General features: G+C 75.7%; 18 protein-coding genes. 1 reads left to right on the plus strand and 17 read right to left on the minus strand.

The genetic code is table 11. The annotated features are described in order from the left end of the window. Positions 1 to 94: 94 nt before the first annotated feature. The gene (locus tag F8568_RS28995; RefSeq protein ID WP_151596868.1) at positions 95 to 1,144 is read right to left on the minus strand and encodes an LLM class F420-dependent oxidoreductase; all 1,050 of its coding nucleotides are present in this window, start codon (positions 1,142 to 1,144) and stop codon (positions 95 to 97) included. 82 nt (positions 1,145 to 1,226) lie between these two features. Beyond that, positions 1,227 to 1,892, minus strand: coding sequence for an enoyl-CoA hydratase-related protein (locus F8568_RS29000; protein ID WP_151596869.1), 666 nt, complete (start codon positions 1,890 to 1,892; stop codon positions 1,227 to 1,229). A gap of 209 nt (positions 1,893 to 2,101) precedes the next feature. Here F8568_RS29000 and F8568_RS29005 point away from each other — a divergent pair, with 209 nt between their 5' ends. Beyond that, positions 2,102 to 2,677, plus strand: coding sequence for a TetR/AcrR family transcriptional regulator (locus F8568_RS29005; RefSeq protein ID WP_151596870.1), 576 nt, complete (start codon positions 2,102 to 2,104; stop codon positions 2,675 to 2,677). Here the strand turns inward: F8568_RS29005 and F8568_RS29010 are convergent. The 15 genes from F8568_RS29010 to F8568_RS29080 all read right to left on the minus strand — a co-directional run bounded on the left by F8568_RS29010 (position 2,674) and on the right by F8568_RS29080 (position 15,627). Continuing rightward, positions 2,674 to 3,159, minus strand: a complete 486-nt coding sequence (locus F8568_RS29010) for a S26 family signal peptidase (protein ID WP_151596871.1) — start codon at positions 3,157 to 3,159, stop codon at positions 2,674 to 2,676. The genes F8568_RS29005 and F8568_RS29010 overlap by 4 nt on opposite strands. Continuing rightward, positions 3,156 to 5,021, minus strand: a complete 1,866-nt coding sequence (locus F8568_RS29015) for an ABC transporter ATP-binding protein (protein WP_328601064.1) — start codon at positions 5,019 to 5,021, stop codon at positions 3,156 to 3,158. Before F8568_RS29015 ends, F8568_RS29010 begins: the two co-directional genes overlap by 4 nt. Before the next feature lie 8 nt (positions 5,022 to 5,029). Continuing rightward, positions 5,030 to 5,602, minus strand: a complete 573-nt coding sequence (locus F8568_RS29020) for a peroxiredoxin family protein (protein ID WP_151596872.1) — start codon at positions 5,600 to 5,602, stop codon at positions 5,030 to 5,032. A gap of 25 nt (positions 5,603 to 5,627) precedes the next feature. Continuing rightward, entirely contained in the window at positions 5,628 to 6,170 is a 543-nt protein-coding gene (locus F8568_RS29025; protein ID WP_151596873.1) for a MauE/DoxX family redox-associated membrane protein, read from the minus strand. A 145-nt stretch (positions 6,171 to 6,315) separates the two neighbouring features. Beyond that, entirely contained in the window at positions 6,316 to 6,519 is a 204-nt protein-coding gene (locus F8568_RS29030) for a hypothetical protein (protein ID WP_151596874.1), read from the minus strand. A gap of 113 nt (positions 6,520 to 6,632) precedes the next feature. Then, complete coding sequence (locus F8568_RS48700; RefSeq protein ID WP_160573793.1) at positions 6,633 to 7,178, minus strand: TlpA family protein disulfide reductase; 546 nt, start codon at positions 7,176 to 7,178, stop codon at positions 6,633 to 6,635. Positions 7,179 to 7,276: 98 nt separating this feature from the next. Further along, positions 7,277 to 7,729 carry a type II 3-dehydroquinate dehydratase gene (gene aroQ, locus F8568_RS29040; RefSeq protein ID WP_151596876.1) on the minus strand — a complete coding sequence of 151 codons (453 nt, stop codon included), beginning with the start codon at positions 7,727 to 7,729 and terminating at the stop codon, positions 7,277 to 7,279. 74 nt (positions 7,730 to 7,803) lie between these two features. Continuing rightward, positions 7,804 to 8,877 (minus strand): 3-dehydroquinate synthase, encoded by a 1,074-nt coding sequence (aroB, locus tag F8568_RS29045; RefSeq protein ID WP_151596877.1) that lies wholly within the window; start codon positions 8,875 to 8,877, stop codon positions 7,804 to 7,806. Next, entirely contained in the window at positions 8,874 to 9,383 is a 510-nt protein-coding gene (locus tag F8568_RS29050) for a shikimate kinase (RefSeq protein WP_151596878.1), read from the minus strand. The genes aroB and F8568_RS29050 overlap by 4 nt, the downstream gene beginning before the upstream one ends. A gap of 29 nt (positions 9,384 to 9,412) precedes the next feature. Continuing rightward, positions 9,413 to 10,591 (minus strand): chorismate synthase, encoded by a 1,179-nt coding sequence (gene aroC / locus F8568_RS29055; protein WP_151596879.1) that lies wholly within the window; start codon positions 10,589 to 10,591, stop codon positions 9,413 to 9,415. A gap of 90 nt (positions 10,592 to 10,681) precedes the next feature. Beyond that, positions 10,682 to 11,326, minus strand: a complete 645-nt coding sequence (locus F8568_RS29060) for a nitroreductase family protein (RefSeq protein ID WP_151596880.1) — start codon at positions 11,324 to 11,326, stop codon at positions 10,682 to 10,684. Positions 11,327 to 11,352: 26 nt separating this feature from the next. After that, entirely contained in the window at positions 11,353 to 12,102 is a 750-nt protein-coding gene (locus F8568_RS29065) for an SDR family NAD(P)-dependent oxidoreductase (protein ID WP_151596881.1), read from the minus strand. Beyond that, on the minus strand, positions 12,102 to 13,070 hold the full coding sequence (locus F8568_RS29070) for a sulfotransferase family protein (RefSeq protein ID WP_151596882.1): 969 nt from the start codon (positions 13,068 to 13,070) through the stop codon (positions 12,102 to 12,104). Before F8568_RS29070 ends, F8568_RS29065 begins: the two co-directional genes overlap by 1 nt. Beyond that, positions 13,070 to 14,323 carry a DegT/DnrJ/EryC1/StrS family aminotransferase gene (locus F8568_RS29075; RefSeq protein ID WP_151596883.1) on the minus strand — a complete coding sequence of 418 codons (1,254 nt, stop codon included), beginning with the start codon at positions 14,321 to 14,323 and terminating at the stop codon, positions 13,070 to 13,072. The genes F8568_RS29070 and F8568_RS29075 overlap by 1 nt, the downstream gene beginning before the upstream one ends. Continuing rightward, the gene (locus F8568_RS29080; protein WP_407924493.1) at positions 14,320 to 15,627 is read right to left on the minus strand and encodes a lanthionine synthetase LanC family protein; all 1,308 of its coding nucleotides are present in this window, start codon (positions 15,625 to 15,627) and stop codon (positions 14,320 to 14,322) included. The genes F8568_RS29075 and F8568_RS29080 overlap by 4 nt, the downstream gene beginning before the upstream one ends. Between the last annotated feature and the right edge of the window lie 10 nt (positions 15,628 to 15,637).

Consider the following 15,637-nt stretch of genomic DNA (forward strand, 5'->3'; position numbering starts at 1 on the left):
GCGCCCCCGCCCCCCCCCCCCCCCCCGGGGTTTGGGGGGGGGTGTGGGCGGTGGGCCCCCCCCACCCCCCCCCCACGCCACACCTCAACGGGGGTCAGAGGTCGGCGGCCATTTGCTTGACCTTCTCGATCAGGGCGACGCGGCCCTTGTGGTCGCCGGCGATCGGCTGCACGTTGAGCGTGGTGATGCCGGACTCCTTCATCGCGGCGAGCCGCTCGCGGACGTGGCCCTCCGCGCCGATCAGCGACATCTTCTCCAGCAGCTCCTGCGGGACCTTCGCGGCGGCCTCGTCCTTCTTGCCGTCGAGGTAGAGGTCCTGGATCTCCTCGGCCTCCTTCTCGAAGCCGTACCGGCGGGCGAGGTCGTTGTAGAAGTTCTTGCCCTTGGCGCCCATGCCGCCGATGTAGAGCGCCGCCGTCGGGCGGCCGAACTCCAGGTAGCCCTGCACGTCGTCGCCGATGGCGAGGGCCGCCTGGCAGACCACGTCCAGCTGGCCGAGCGCGGGGTCGCGCCTGGCCTTGCCGGCGGCGAGCGAGGCGCCCCACACGTCCGCGGCCTTCTCCGGCATGTAGAAGATCGGCTCCCAGCCGTTGGCGATCTCGGCGGTCAGCTCAACGTTCTTCGGGCCGATCGCGGCGACCATGACCGGGATGTCGGCGCGGACCGGGTGGTTGATCAGCTTCAGCGCCTTGCCGAGGCCGGTGCCCTGGTCGGCGGGCAGCGGCAGCGTGTAGTGCTTGCCGTCGTGCTGGACGCGCTCGCGCCGCCACACCTTGCGGCAGATGTCGATGATCTCGCGGGTGCGGCCGAGGGGCGCGGTGTAGGGGACGCCGTGGAAGCCCTCGATGACCTGCGGGCCGGACGCGCCGATGCCGAGCGTGAACCGGCCGTCGGAGACGTAGTCCAGGCCGGCGGCGGTCTGCGCGATCGCGGTGGGCGTGCGCGAGTAGATGTTCAGGATGCCGGAGCCGATCTCCAGCCGCTCGGTCTTGGCCGCGATGTACCCCATCTGGCTGACCGCGTCGAAGCTGTAGGCCTCCGGGACGTAGACGATGTCCAGGCCGGCCTTCTCGAAGTCGGCCAGCTCCCCGACGGTGTCCTTGAAACCGCTGCCCGCGTAGTTGAGCCCCATCCCGATGCGCATCCGGCGTCCCTTCCCGTAAAAAAACCGAATCATATTCCAGTCGAACGTAACCTACTCCGCGCCGCCCGCGGGGGCGAGGGTCCTACCCGAGCGCCGGGCCGCGCAGCGCCTCCAGCGCGGGCCGGTACAGGTCCGCGCGGATCTTCCCGACCACCCGGCCGTCCTTGCCGGCCAGCGACCCCGCCAGCTCCACCGCCGCGGGCAGCACGCCCGCCTCGTCCGCCGTCCGCTGCACGATCCCGGCGGCCATCGCCTGCTCGGCGGCGTACCGGCGGCCCGTGATCATCGCCTCGTGCGCGGTGCGCTTGGGCAGCCGCGCGGCGATCAGCGCGTTCATCCCCGGCGTGAACGTCATGCCGAGGTCGGCCTCGGGCAGGCAGAAGTAGCCGCGGTCGGTGCGCATGACGGCGAAGTCGTGGGCGAGGGCCAGCATGCCGCCGCCCGCGAACGCGTGCCCGTTGATCGCGGCGACGGTCGGCATCGGCAGCTCCAGCAGCCGCGCGTAGACGGCGTGGATGCGGCTCAGGTACGCCTCGAGCCGGTCGCCGTGGGCGCCGAGCCACTCGAGGTCGAGGCCGTTGGAGTAGAACTTGCCGGTCCCGGTGGTGACCAGTGCGCCGGGCCCGTCGTTCTTCTCGACGGTGTCGAGCGCGCCCTCGACGGCACTGAGGAAATCGGGGCTGAACCGGTTCTCGCCGTCGTCGAAGCGCAGGACGTACACGTCGCCGTCGCGCTGCAGGTCGATCACGCTGGTCTCCTTCGTCGGTGCCTGAGCAGACCCTACTGGGCGGTATCCGGCGGGCGGCTCCCCCCGGGTCGCGGTGCCGCACGCGACGAGCCCGCCGTCCCGGTCCACGCTCCGGCCCTCCTAGGTATGACGTCCGTCATAAACACGGTTGGCTATGACGAACGTCATGGTCAATGCGAGAAGCTTATGATGAATGTCATAATCGACGCATGGGCACCGACAGCCGGGAACGCATGGTGCGCAGCGCCGCCTACCTCTTCCGCGAGCGCGGCTACAGCGGCACCGGGTTCCGCGACGTCATCGCGCACAGCGGCGCGCCGCGCGGGTCGATCTACCACCACTTCCCCGACGGCAAGGCGCAGCTCGCCGAGGAGGCCGTCCGCTACGCCGGCGAGTTCCTCAACGCCGGCATCCTCGCCGCCACCGAGGGCGGCGACGCCGCGTCCGCCGTGGACGCCTTCGTCGGCTGGTGGCGGCAGGTGCTGATCAAAAGCGAGTTCCGGGCCGGCTGCCCGATCGTCGCCGTCACCGTGGAGAGCCACGACGACGCCCCGCAGCTGGCGTCCGCCGCCGCGGCCGCGTTCGACCGCTGGCAGGACACCCTCGCCACCGGACTCGGCAACGCCGGCGTCCCCGACGACCGCGCCGCCCGCCTCGCCCGCCTGATCGTCGCCGCGGTCGAGGGCGCCACGATCCTGTGCCGCGCCCACCGCGACGTCGCCCCCCTCGACGACGTCGTCGCCGAACTGAAGGAGATGACGAAGAGCGCCGTCCTGGACGACTAGCGCGGATCGGCGCGGGGCTCGGACGCCGGCCGCGAGGCGTCCCCGCCCGTGGCGCGCAGCCGTGCCAGCACCACCCCGTACATCCGGTCCGCCGGGCACAGGCCCCACTGCTTGGAGTCCTCCGAGCGGGGGTGGTCGCCGCGCAGCACCAGCATGCCCGGCGGGACGCGGCCGGGCCCGTCCCCCGGCACCCAGGACGGCACCGGATCGCCCGCCGCCGCGACGACCCGCTTGACGTACCACCCGGCGGACGGGTCGGACGGGCCGTCCCACCCCGTGCGCCGGTCGGGCCGCTGGACGACCACGATCCGGCCCGCCCTGGCCCGGCGGCGGTGGCGCAGCACCAGCAGGACGTCGCCGTGGTCCAGGGCCGGGGTCATGCTGCCGCCCCGGACGGTGACGGTGGACAGCAGCACCCGCGCCGCGACCGCCGCCCCGATCACCCCGGCGGCGGCGACGGCCCAGCCCGTGGCCCGACTCATCCGGCGGCCGCCGTGCTCGGCGCCGGGTCGTCCTGGTAGCCCTCGGCCTGCCGGGCGAAGAGCCCGGCGTAGACCCCGCCCGGGGACGCGATGAGGGAGGCGTGGTCGCCGCTCTCCAGGACCCGGCCGTCCTGCACCACCACGATCCGGTCGGCGCGGCGGACGGCGCCGAGCCGGTGCGAGACCAGGACGCTCGTCGAGCCGGCGCGCAGTTCCCGCAGCCGGTCGTGCACCGCCGCCTCGGCCTCGGCGTCGAGCCCGGAGCTGGGCTCGTCCAGGATCATCAGGTCGCGGCCCCGGCGCATCAGGCCGCGGGCCAGCGCCAGGCGCTGCCACTGCCCGCCGGACAGGTGGACGCCGTTCGCCCGGGCGGCCTCCTCGCCGCCGTCCTCCTCGTCGCCGGCGTGGAACAGCCGGCTCAGCATCGTCGCGTAGCCGGCGGGCAGCCGCTCGACGGTCTCGTGGACGCCGGCGCGTTCGGCGGCGGCGCGGATCCGGTCCCGGTCGCCGATCGCGTCCAGGTCGCCGAGCCCGATGTTCTCGGCGGCGGTGAGGTCGTAGTCCATGTAGTCCTGGAACACCGCGCCGATCCGCCGCCGCAGCTCGTCGACCGGGACGTCGCGGACGTCCACCCCGTCCCAGAGGATCGCGCCGCGCTGCGGGTCGTAGAACCGGCAGAGCAGCTTGACGAGCGTGCTCTTGCCCGCGCCGTTGAGCCCGACGATCGCGAGGCTCGTGCCGTGCGGGATGGTCAGGTCCAGCCCGCGCAGCACCCAGGGGCCGTCGTCGCTGTAGCGGAACCAGACGTCGCGCAGTTCGATGGCGTGGGCCAGCGGGGCGAGCTCGCGGGGGCGCGCGGGCGAGGCGAGGTCGTCTCCGGTGCCGACCACCGTCAGGTAGTGGTGGAAGACCAGCGCGGACTGGTGTCCCGTGGCGACGCCCTGCACCAGGGCGCCGAGCCCGGACTGGAGCCCGGCCAGGGCGCCGATGAAGACCGACACGTCGCCGACGCTGATCGTCTTGTGGGCCGCGGCGTGCACGGCCCACAGCAGGCCCGCCGCCGCCAGCAGTGCCCCCAGGGCGGCGAGGAGCACCTGGACGCGCACCACGCCCCGCTCCAGGCGGTCCTCGGCGTCGTTGGCGGCGCGCAGTTCGGTGAGCATCCGGCCGTGCAGGAAGCCGCCCAGCCCGAACAGGCGGACCTCCTTCGCCGCCTGCAGGTCGGTCAGCAGCATCTGGTAGAAGAGCTTGCGCCGCAGGCCGGGGCTGATCCGCCACATCAGCCCGGCCCGCCGGCGGCCGAGCGCGAGGTGGGCGACCATCGCCGGGACGGCGGCGGCGAGCGCGGCGCCCGCCATGACCGGGTTGATCGCGATCAGGGTGCCGAGGAACCCGGTGACGCCGAGGCTCCCGCGCAAGGTGGTCAGGCCCATCTGGACGAGCTGGTCCGGGGCGTTCTCGGCGGACTGCTGGGCCAGCCGCAGCCGGTCGTGGAAGCGCGGCTCCTCCAGGCGCGCCAGCCCGTTCATCCGGTTGACCGCGCCGAAGAGCCGGTCCTGCGACAGCAGGCCGACGGCCCGCCGGGCGCGCCCCTGCGCGTAGGCGGAGACGGCCGAGGACGAGGCCATCGCGATGCCGAGGGCACCGATGCCGGCCGCGAACCACAGCAGCGCCCCGGTCCGGGGACGCGCGGCGGTGAGCTCGTCGAGCGCGGCCTTGGTCAGCCAGGCGGTGGCCACCGGCGCCGTCCCGTCGACGATCGCCATGCCGAGCTGGAGGAACAGCATGCCGGGACAGGCCCGCCAGGCGAGCGCGTAGGCCGCCTTCATCCCGCGGACGACGGAGACCCGGGGCTCCGCCACACCCCCGCTCACGGCGCCGAGGGCTGCGGGGCCGCCTCGCCCAGCCCCTGCAGCCCGACGCTCGCGGCCGTGGCGACGCCGTCCGGGCCGTAGCGGGCGAACCCCGGGTAGAAGCGGACGCCGAAGGCGGTGCCGACGGGCGCGTCCAGGGGCTCGGGCACCACGTGGTCCGCGATGCCGGCGAGGCGGGCGGCGAGGTCGCTGCCCTCGGCGTCGACCCCGACCACCGTGGCCAGGACGGCGCCGCCGGCGTCCCGCACCCGGCGGGCGTGCTCGGCGAACTCCGGCACGCTGTCGTCGCAGCCCGGGCAGTCCAGCGACAGGAAGGCCAGCAGCGCCGGGCGGCCGGCCAGGTCGTCCCTGGTGACCGTGGCGCCGGCGCCGGTGGCCGCGGCGAACGCGGGCATCCGGTCCCCCGGCGCGATGCCCAGGTACGGGCCCCCGCCGGACGGCCCGTGGTCGTGACCGGCCGGCGCGCCCCCGACGCGAGCGCGCCGGCGGCGCAGCACGGCCGCGGTGAGCGCCGCGTTCAGCGCGGTGAGCGCCGCGACCAGGACGAGCCCTGCGATGAGGTAACCCACGGATGTCCTTTCCGGCTCCGGCGCCTCAGCGGCCGGGGCCCCCGGCGGCGACCGGGGACCGGAAGAGCGCGGCGATGTCGTCGACGAAGACGGTCAAGGTGGTGAGCAGGCCCGCCGAGAACACGGCCAGCGCGATGCCCGGGATGCGGCCGGGGACGCCGCCGCCCTGCGACAGCGCGACGGCCGCGCCCAGGCACGCCGCCGCGAGCAGCACCGCGTTGCGGGCGATGTGCCAGCCGCCCATGGGCGCGCCGCCGGAGCCGAAGCAGGCGCAGGCGACCCGCTTCCCGCGGACCACGACGGCGACCGGGACGGCCGTCAGCCCGCAGCACAGCAGCGCCGCGGCGACGAAGCCGGCGGTGACGGTGGCGGGCACGGCGAGCAGCAGCGCGACGAGCAGCTCGGCGGCCGGGACGAGCACGGCCAGCGGGCGCCGCAGCCGCGCCGGGACGAAGCCGAACTCGCCGAGGGAGGCGGCGAAGGCGCCCGGCGAGCGCAGCTTCGCCACCGCCGCCAGGGCCATCACCGCCACCAGGGTGAGGCGGCAGGCGAACGATGCGTACAGCACGAATGCTCCTGAGGAGGTGCGCGAGCGCGCGGCCCCGCCCCGAGCGGAGGCGGTCCGCGTCCGGGGAACGCCCGGACCGTGCGGCCGCCCCGGGCTGGGGCGTCCGCACGGCCGTCAGGCGGATGTCACGCGTTCCGGCGGGGCATCAGCAGTAGTTGTTGCTGTAGCTGTACCAGGCGCCGCAGTGCGTCGTGCAGTTACCGCTGGTCGAGCAGGTGCGGCCGAAGCAGACACCGTTGATGTACTTGTACTCCATCCACGAGTCCGGCGGGCAGCCGGCGTCCGCGGTGGCCGTGGGAAGCAGCACCTCGATGGCGCGGGTGACGCGCCGGGTCACGCTCTGGAGCATGGTTCCTCCTTGGGGTGGGGGGTGGACTGTTTCCGCGCACGGGCGACCGCCACCGCGTCAGGATCGGACGCGGCGGGACGGGCCCGTGGGGCATAGGGGGTCTCGGCGTGGGGCTAGGGGGCGACGAGCTCGGTCCGCAGGGCGGCGACGCCCACGCCCGCCGAGGTGACCATTCCGTTGGAGTCGTACCAGGCGTAGGTCGGGTAATGCTTGGCGCCGTACCGCCGCGACAGCTCGGCGTCCGCGCCCTCGGCGATCACGATGTCCACCGCGTCGCCGAGCATCGCGGCCAGCTCGCCGCCGGCGGAGCCGTCCCCGTGCACGATCGCCAGCGAGGTGCCGCCGGCGGCACGCAGCCGTTCGGCGTGCTCGGCGAAGACCGGGACGGCCGCGACGCAGGCGCCGCAGGTCGTCGAGAAGAATCCGACCAGGGTCTCCTTCCCGAGCAGCGTCCGCTCCGTCACGGCGGTGCCGTCGAGGGCGCGGGCGGAGAAGGCCGGGATCCGGTCGATGATCCGGACGTCGGAGAAGGTCCCGGCGGCGGGCGGGCCGCCGGCGGCCTCCAGCGCCCGCCACCGGCGGAGCACGGCCAGCAGGATGACCAGGTTCACCACGCCGACGGCGCCGGCGAGGACGAGCGCGCCTACAGCTGCAATCACGACAATGCGTCCTCTCCCAGAACCGTCGGGACCGGGTGGGCCGCGGCCACGCCCCCATGATCACCGACCGGTGATCATGGGGCAATTGGCGGATCTTGTCAGGAATCCCCGGCCGATTCGGCGAGGAGTTCGGCGACCGCCTGCAAGGCGAGCACGTAGGACATCATCCCGAAGCCGGCGATGGTGCCGGTGGCGACGCCCGCGACGACGGAGGTGTGCCGGAACTCCTCGCGGGTCGCCGGGTTGCTGATGTGCACCTCCACGAGCGGCGCCGTCCGCTGGGCGAGGGCGTCGCGCAGCCCGTAGGAGTAGTGGGTGAACGCCGCCGGGTTGAGCACGATCGGCAGCCGCTCGTCCGCGGCCTCGTGCACCCAGCGGATCAGCTCGGCCTCGTCGTCGGTCTGCCGGACCTCGACGCTCAGGTCGAGGCGGCGGCCGGTGTCGCGGCACAGCGCGGCGAGGTCGTCGAGCGTCGCCGCGCCGTACACCTCGGGCTCGCGGCTGCCGAGCCGGCCGAGGTTCGGCCCGTTCAGCACCAGCACACGCGTCATGTCGTTCTTCCTTCCCGGGGGGCGACCCCCGGACCCCCGCAACTGCTCTCCCGATGATCCTCGCTCCGCTGCGGTCATCGGGAGACCTCCCGGTAGGCGGCGGCGAGCAGCTCCTCGTCGGGGCCCTCGAGGCGGCCGGGTTCGGCGAGGCCGTCCAGGACGACGAACCGGAGGGTCGCGCCGCGCGACTTCTTGTCGATCGCCATGGTCTCGCGCAGCCCGGCCCAGTCGGCGGCGTAGGAGACGGGCAGGCCGACGGACGCGAGGACGTCGCGGTGCCGCTCGACGACGCCGGCGGGCAGCCGGCCGGCGAGGCGGGCGAGCTCGGCGGCGTACACCATGCCGACGGCGACGGCGTGCCCGTGCCGGAACTTGTAGTCCTCGGCCTTCTCGATGGCGTGCGCGAGGGTGTGCCCGTAGTTGAGGATCTCGCGCAGGCCGCTCTCCTTCAGGTCGGCGGAGACGACGTCCGCCTTCACCCGGACCGCGCGCTCGACCAGCTCGCGGGTGTGCGGGCCGGTGGGCGACGCGGCGCCCTCGGGGTCGGCCTCGACGAGGTCGAGGATCGCCGGGTCGGCGATGAACCCGGCCTTGATGATCTCGGCGAGGCCGCTGATGTAGTCCTCGCGCGGCATCGTGACGAGGGTGGCGAGGTCGCACAGCACCCCGGCGGGCGGGTGGAACGCGCCAACGAGGTTCTTGCCCTCGGGGACGTTGATGCCGGTCTTGCCGCCGACGGCCGCGTCCACCATGCCGAGCAGCGTCGTCGGGACGAGCACCGCCCGCACGCCGCGCAGCCACGACGCCGCCGCGAACCCGGCGAGGTCGGTGGTGGCGCCGCCGCCGACGCCCACGACGACGTCGGTGCGGGTCATCCCGGCCCGCGCGAACGCCGACCACAGCCCGGCGAGGACGCCGGCCTCCTTGGCGGCCTCGCCGTCCGGGACGGGCAGCGCGCGCACCGCGTACCCGGCGTCCTCCAGGGCGCCGCACACCGGGCGGGCGATCTCCGGGAGGCCCTCGGCGTGCACCACGGCGACCGTGCGGGCGCGGTCGCCGACCATCGCGGGCAGCTCGGCGAGGACGCCGGTGCCGATGACGACGTCGTAGGGGTCGGCGCCGCCGACGTGGACCCGCGCCGAGGTCACACCGCCTCCAGCGCCTTGACGATCTCCGCGACGATGTCGGCGGGCTCGCGCCCGTCGGTGTCGACGTGCAGGGTGCCGAGCCGCTCGTAGATCGGGAGCCGCTCCTCCAGCAGCTTGCGCATCTGGCTGCGCGGGTTCAGCACGAGCAGCGGCCGCGCCGACGCGAGCCCGACCCGCTTGATCGCCTCCGACAGGCCGACCCTGAGGTAGACGACGGTGTGCCCGGCGAGCAGCTCCTGCGTCTCGGCGGCGAGGACGGCGCCGCCGCCGAGCGCCACCACGCCCTCGTGCTCGGCCAGCGCGGCGGCGACGGCGGCGCGCTCCAGCTCGCGGAACCGGTCCTCGCCGTCGTCGATGAAGATCTCGCCGATCGGCTTGCCGGCGGCCGCCTCGGCGTCGGCGTCGGTGTCGCGCAGCGGCACGCCGAGCCGCTCGGCGAGAGCGGTGCCGATCGTCGTCTTGCCCGATCCGGGCGGCCCGATCAGGACGGCCTTCGGTCGCGTCATAGTCCGCGGGTCCACTTCACTCGTCGGCGTCACTTGATGGTGAGCGAGGACAGGTATCCCCGCAGGTTGCGGGCGGTCTCCTCGGCGGAGTCGCCGCCGAACTTCTCCAGCGCCGCGTCCGCGAGCACGAGCGCGGCCATCGCCTCGGCGACGACGCCGGCGGCGGGCACCGCGGTGACGTCGCTGCGCTGGTTGATGGCCTTCGCGGGCTCGCCGGTCTTCACGTCGATGGTGTCGAGCCGGCGCGGGACGGTGGAGATCGGCTTCATCGCGGCGCGCACCCGCAGCACCTCGCCGGTGGTCATGCCGCCCTCGACGCCGCCGGCCCGGTTGGTGCGGCGGCGGACGCCCTCGGGGGTGTTGTCGATCTCGTCGTGCGCGCGGGAGCCGGGGCGGCGCGCGGTGGTGAACCCGTCGCCGACCTCGACGCCCTTGATCGCCTGGATGCCCATGAGGGCGCCGGCGAGCCGGGAGTCGAGCCGCCGGTCCCAGTGGACGTGGCTGCCGAGGCCCGGCGGGAGCCCGTAGGCGAGCACCTCCACGACGCCGCCGAGGGTGTCGCCGGCCTTCTTCATCTCGTCGATGTGCGCGACCATCGCGGCGGACGCGGCGCCGTCGAAGCAGCGCACCGGGCTCTCGTCGACGGCGGCGAGGTCGTCCGGCCCGGGCAGGACGCCGTCGGGGGCTTGGACCTCGCCGAGCGCGATCACGTGGCTGAGCACGTCCACGCCGACGGCCTGCTTGAGGAACGCCTTGGCGACGGTGCCGAGCGCGACCCGCGCGGCGGTCTCGCGCGCGCTCGCCCGCTCCAGGACGGGCCGGGCGTCGTCGAAGCCGTACTTCTGGATGCCGACGAGGTCGGCGTGGCCGGGCCGCGGCTGCGACAGCGGCGCGTTCCGGGCCTGGGCGGCGAGGACGTCGGCGTCGACGGGGTCGGCCGCCATGACCGTCTCCCACTTGGGCCACTCGGTGTTGCCGACCTGGATCGCGACCGGGCCGCCGAGCGTCGTCCCGTGCCGGACGCCGCCGAGGATCGTCACCTGGTCCTGCTCGAACTTCATCCGGGCGCCCCGCCCGTGGCCGAGCCGCCGGCGGCGCAGGTCCTCGGCGATGTCCGCCGAGGTCACGCGCACGCCGGCCGGCAGCCCCTCCACGATCGCGGTCAGGGCCGGGCCATGGGACTCCCCCGCGGTCAACCAGCGCAGCATGCCGACGATCCTATTGACTCCGCGCACCCGCGCGTGACCGCGTCCACCATCTGAGAGGCGCGCAGGCCGCCGGCGGGGCGGGGAGGACCGTCAGGCGGACGCGGCGGGCCCGCGGCCCGGCGGCGGGGCGCCGTCCTTCCACGACTCGTACCGGACGAGGTCGCCGAGCGGCTTGCGCAGGGCGCGGAGCCGCTCGCGGTCGGCGGGGCGCAGCGCGTCGGGGTGGGCGCGGCCGACGGTGATGACGCCGACGACGGCGATCTCGGGCGGGATGCCGAGGAACGCGGCGAGCTCGTCCTTGGCGCGGACGGTCGCGAACCCGGTGGCGAGGCCCTCGTTGATCGCAGTGAGCTGGATCAGCGTGAGGAGCGCGCCGGAGTCCACCCACCAGTAGGGGGCGGGCCACTGCATCTCCTGGCCGTCGACGAGCTTGTCGGCCTTGGTGTAGCGGGCGTGGTAGTCGTCCTCGCAGATGCCGAGCACCATCAGGACGGGCGCGACCGAGAGCCAGGGCGGTTCGCCGCGGCCGGTGTAGTAGGACTCCTCGGCCAGCTCGGCGACGCGCGCGCGGGCGGCGGGGTCGGTGACGACGAGGAGCCGGTGGCCCTGGCTGAAGCCCGCGCTCGGCGCCCTGCGGACGGCGGCGGCGATCCGGCCGACCGTCTCGGGCGGGACGGGGTCGGGCAGGTAGCGGCGCACCATCCGGCGGTTGGCGAGGACGTCGGCGAAGTCCACCTGTTCTCCTTCGGGGGTGACGCTGGTCAGATGCCCTGGCCGAGGCCGCCGTCGACGACGAGGGTGGTCCCGGTGACGAACCCGGCCTGCTCGCCGGCCAGGAAGGCGGCGACGGCGCCGAAGTCGGACGGGCTGCCGAGCCGGCCGAGGGGGATGGACGCGGCGACCTCGTCGAGGTCCGGCATCGCCGCGACGGCGGGCGTGCGGTGGTAGCCGGGGGCGAGGACGTTGACGGTGATGCCGGCGGCCCCGAGCTCGCGGACGAGCGTCCGGGCGAACCCGGCGAGCGCGGGCCGGACGGTGCTGGACAGGCCGTAGCGCGGCGTCGGCTGCCGCATCGTCTCCGAGGCGATCATCAGGACGCGGCCGTGGCCCGCCGCCCGCATGTGCGGCAGCGCCGCCTGCACGAGCGCGATGTGGCTGAGCACGCACAGCTCGACGGCCGCCCGGAACTCCTCCAGGCCGCGGCCGAGGACGGGGCCGGCGGGCGGGCCGCCCGCATTGGTGACCAGGACGTGCGGGCCGCCCAGGCCGCCGGCCGTGGCGTCCACCCAGGCGGTGGACGCGGCGTGGTCGAGGACGTCGAGCGGCGTCGGGACGACGCGTCCCGGCCCGGCCTTGTCGATCTCGGCGGCGGCGCGGTCGAGGCGTTCGGGGTCGCGCCCGCAGATCGCGACGTCGGCGCCGGCGGCGGCCAGCTCGCGGGCGGTGGCGAGGCCGAGGCCGCTGGTCGCGGCGGCGACCATGGCGACGCGTCCGGTGAGGCCGAGGTCCATCAGGCGGCTCCCTCCTTCTGCGGCGGCTTCCCGCTCGGCAGGGGCGTCCCGGCGGGCGGGCGCGCCGGGGACGCGACGAGCGGGTAGCGGTAGCGGGCCAGCAGCGGCAGGGCGAGCGCGGTGGCGATCAGCCGGGCCGGCGCCGGCTGGGAGCGGGTCCACGCGTCGTCCTCGCGGACGCGGACGGGGCCGCGCCGCAGCCGGTCCGGGTTGCCGGTGACGGTGTGGTTGACGCCGAGGTCCGCGCGGCCGTCCGCGTCCACGGGCGGGTCGCCGTCCAGCCCGGCGTGGGCCATGACGCGCGCCAGGGATCCGCGCGGATCGGCGGTGAAGTCCTCGTACCGCAGCCGGAGAGAACGGCCGGGGAAGGCGTGGACGATCCGTTCGGAGGCGAGGTTGAAGCCCGTCCAGTACGCGGTGCTGCGGGCGGCGCCCATCGCGGGGATGTACTCCTTGGCGCGCCGCCACGACTCGGCGGTGGCGCGCGGGTCCCGGACGACGTGCAGGACGCGGGCGTCCACGCCCGGCGCGCCGCACAGCGCGGCGGCCTCGGCGGGGAACTTGCCGGTGTCGACGATCAGCCGGGCCCCCGTCTCCTCGGCGATCGCGGCGTACAGCGCGGCGAGCGCGGCGACGGCGGGATGCGCGGCGCGGACCCCGCGCGCCTCGGCGAGCCGGCGGCCGGTGTGCCGGGTGCGCAGCGCGGCCCGCTGGAGGCGGACGGCGCGCTCGGCGTGCCAGGCCGGGTCGTCCCCGGCGACGCGGGCGACGACGCCCTTCCACAGCGGGCAGGACGCGACGTCGGCGCCGCAGCCGCACACGGTGTTGGTGCCGCGGCCGAGGATCCCGTTCGTCCACAGGTAGCGGAGTTCGCCGACGTGGACGGCGCCGCCGCACTCCCCCAGCAGGTTGCCGAGCAGGGTCGTCCCGCTGCGGCACCAGCCGGTCACGTACAGGACGCGGACCATCAGAAGCGTCCCGCCCCGACCACCTTCCGCACCGCCGTCACGAGGTGGTCGCGGTCGCGTTCGGTGAGGTTGGCCGACAGCGGGATGTCGACGGACTCGTCGAGCCGCGCGGCGGTGAGGGGGAACTCGGCGCGCGCGCGAGCGGGGTCGGGGAACAGGAACCGCCAGTTCCAGAAGGCGCGGACGTTGGTGTCGCCAGGGTCTCCGAGCGCGCGCGCGTCGATGCCCTCGGCGCGCAGCGCGGCGGCGGTCCAGGCGGTGGCCCCGGCGCCGGCGCCGGGCAGCCGGAACACCAGCGCCTCGCCGAGATAGGCGTGGTCGGCGACGGGACGGCGCAGCGCTATGCCGGGGACGTCCGCGAGCCGCGCGGCGACGTCGTCGTAGTTGCGGTGGTGCGCGGCGAGCCGTTCGGGCAGCCGCCGCAGCAGCGCGGACGCCAGCGCCGCGCGGATCTCGTCCATCCGCAGCCCGAAGATGGGGTACGCGAGGTCGTCGACGGCCGGGGGCGGGCCGTCGAAGTGCCGCGCCATCCGCCCCTCGTAGGCGCCGGAGTAGACGATCGCGCGGGCGTGCACGGCGGGGTCGCGGGCGAGCAGGAACCCGCCCTCGCCGGTGTTCAGCGACTTGTCGGACTGGGTGCTGAACGCCCCGGCGTCGCCGAACGTGCCGAGCGGGCGCCCGCGCAGCCGGGCGCCGAGGGCCGGCACCGCGTCCTCGACGACGGGGATCGCGTGCTCGCGGGCCACGGCGCAGACCGCGTCCATGTCGGAGGCGAACCCGCGCATGTGCACCACGACGATCGCGCGGACCTCGGGGGTGAGCCGGCGCCGCAGGTCCGCGACGTCCAGGTGCAGGTCGTCGTCGCACTCGACGAGCAGCGGGCGGTGCCCGGCCAGCAGGATCGCGCTCGGCGTCGCGGCGAAGGTGAAGGCGGGGCAGGCGACGAGCGAGCCGGGCGGCAGGTCCAGCGCGAGCAGCGCGAGGGTGATGGCGGCGGTGCCGCTGGCGCAGGTCAGCGCGTGCGGGGCGGCGAAGAACGCGCACAGCTCCCGTTCCAGGCGGCCGGTCCGCGTCTCGGCGTGGGGGCGCTGGTCGTAGCGGAAGTAGAGGCGGGCCCGGACGGCGTCGAGCGCGGCCTCCAGGTCCTCCTCCTCGATGAAGACGTCGCCCTTGTCGTAGGTGGGCCAGGGGTCGGTGCGCACGGGTTCCGCGCCGTCGATCGCGAGCGGTCCCGGCTGAACGTCCACGGTCATGGGGCAGTCTCCTCTGGGGGGAACGGGAGGCCGGCGGAGGGGGCGGGCGGCGCCGGCGCGAGCACCGGCGGCACCTCGGCGGGCCGGGCGCGGCGCAGCAGCGCGTACCCGGCGCCGGACAGGCCGGCGAGCAGCCCGGGGGCGGGCTCCGGCAGGGCGGTGCGCCAGGCGTCGCGGCGCGGAGCGGGCGCGCTCCCGTCCAGGGCGGCCAGCGCCTCGTGGACGGCGGCCGTGCCGTGGCAGAGCGAGTCGTCCGGCGGGGCGGCGTCCCGCCGGACGGCGTCCCGCAGGACGGAGGCGGCGGTCGCGAGGGATCGTCCCAGCGGGGCCGCGTCCTCGGGGTACCGGGCGGCCAGTTCCAGCCGCGCGAGCGCGACGCCCGCCGCGCCCTGGCACCAGCCGGGGTCGCGGCCCGGCGCGCGCTCCCCGGCGGCGAGGCTCCGCGCGCGGGACGCGAACCGGGGGTCGGGGCACAGCTCGTCCAGCCGGGCCAGCGCGACTGCCGCGCCGGACGCGCCGTACCCGAACCCGGGACCGGTCAGGTCGTGGGCGAGCAGCCGCTCGCCGGCGGCGCGGGCGACGCCCGCGATCTGCTCGCCGGGCAGGACGGCGTGCAGCGCGAGGGCGCTGAGGACCAGGCCGGCCTCGCCTTCGAGGACGTCGCCGGACGGGAGGCCGGGCCGCGGCGGTCCGGGCGGCGGCAGCAGCGCGTCGCGGGCCGCCTCGGCGAGGTCGCGGCGGCCGTGCACGGCGGCGGCGTGCGCCAGGTGGTAGACGGGGCCGAGCGGCGGGACCGCACCCCGGACCGCGGACGCGGCGGCGAGCCGCGCGGCGACCTCGTCGGCGACGCGCTCCGCGAGGCGGCCGGCCCACGGTTCACCGGTCACGGCCGAAAGGTAGGTCAGGAAAAGCCCGATGCCGGGGAGCCCGCCGTACAGGTCGAGCCCGGCGGGCGCGACGCGGCGGGTCCGCGCGTCGACGACCTCGATCCCGAGCCAGCCGATCCGGTCGCCGGAGCGGACGGCCGCCGCGTCCAGCCGCCGCGCGATGCCGAGCGCGTCGCGCAGCAGGTCCCCGGACGGGCGCGGCCCGCGCGGGGTGCCGGGGCGGGCGCCGGCGGCGGGCGGGAGCGCGGCGAGGCTCGCGTCGATGATCCCGATCTGGACGGCGAGGTCGTCCTCGTCCAGCGCGGCGAGCCGGGCGGCGGTCTCCTCCAGCGGCGGGACGGGCAGCACGTCCGCGAGCCGCGTCCCGTCCTCCAGCCGGACGTCCCGGTGGCCGGGGCGGACCTCGAAGACGGGCACCTCTCCGCGC

The sequence above is a fragment of the Actinomadura physcomitrii genome, assembly GCF_008923205.2.
GTDB classification, from domain to species: Bacteria; Actinomycetota; Actinomycetes; order Streptosporangiales; family Streptosporangiaceae; genus Spirillospora; species Spirillospora physcomitrii.